The organism is Mycobacterium sp. DL99 (assembly GCF_004762045.1).
In the GTDB taxonomy this organism is placed as follows: domain Bacteria; phylum Actinomycetota; class Actinomycetes; order Mycobacteriales; family Mycobacteriaceae; genus Mycobacterium.
The window spans coordinates 1-964 of sequence record NZ_SJOM01000003.1 but is presented as its reverse complement, the minus strand read 5'-3'; the positions used below and the strand labels follow the sequence as shown (position 1 = coordinate 964).

At 69.3% G+C, this 964-nt stretch carries 2 protein-coding genes; both read left to right on the top strand.

Annotation, left to right across the window (positions count from 1 at the left end; all coding sequences use genetic code 11):
* The coding region (locus EYZ64_RS00020; protein ID WP_135451301.1) for an SDR family NAD(P)-dependent oxidoreductase at positions 1-450 on the top strand (450 nt) is incomplete at its 5' end.
* A partial coding sequence (locus EYZ64_RS00015; protein WP_135451300.1) for an oxamate carbamoyltransferase subunit AllG family protein occupies positions 447-964 on the top strand: 518 nt, incomplete at its 3' end. The genes EYZ64_RS00020 and EYZ64_RS00015, both read left to right, overlap by 4 nt.

Genomic DNA, 964 nt, shown 5'->3' with positions numbered 1-964 from the left:
GAGCTTGATGAGGCGAAGCTGGAGTTGATGTTCCAGGTGAACATCGCCGGGATGGCCCGGGTGACCGATGTGGTGGCCCCGCTGCTGACCCGGGGCAGCGCGATCGTCAACATCGGCAGCCTGACGGGCCACTTCGGCCGGTTCCGCGGGGCCTCGGTCTACGGCGCCACCAAAGCCGGCATCGCCGCCTACACGCGTTACCTGGCCGAGGAGCTGGCTCCGCGGGGAATCCGGGTCAACAACATCGCACCCGGGGTGATCCGCGCCCCGATGAGCCCGTCGATGGCGCGGGTGTCCGGCGGCGAGGAGGTCAGCGCGGGTTACGCGATGCTCAAGCGCATCGGGGAACCCGAGGAGGTGGCCGAGGCGGTCGAGTTCATGCTGTCCCCGCGGGCCTCCTTCATCACCGCCCAAACCCTGCTGGTCGACGGCGGCGTGGTGGCCTGGTGAGCACCGAACTCGACACCACCACCGTGGACGTGGACGCCGCCAACGCCGCGGCCTTCACCCGGCTGGATGCGGCCGATCCCTGGGTGATCGACGTGGCCCCGGCCCGTGAGGTACTGCCCGGCTTTCGCGACAACCTGGTGCTGACCTCGGGTGCGCCGATGCCGTGGTCGGCCTATACCGGCGGGCAGCGCGAGGCCCTGATCGGTGGCGCGCTGTTCGAGGGGCTGGCCACCGATCGCGAGGACGCCATCGCCAAGTTCGATGCCGGGGTGATCGAAGTGGGGGCGTGTCACGACTACGCCGCGGTCGGTTCGCTGGCCGGCATCTACACCGCGTCCATGCCGGTGTTCGTGGTGGTGAACCGGGCCCACGGCAATCTGGGGTTCTGCAACTTCTACGAGGGCAAGGAACCCCGGCGGCTCAATTACGGTTGCTACGACGACGGGGTGCGCGACCGGCTTCGTCATGTCAACGAGGTGCTGGCCCCGGTGGTCGGCGACGCGATCCGCCGCCG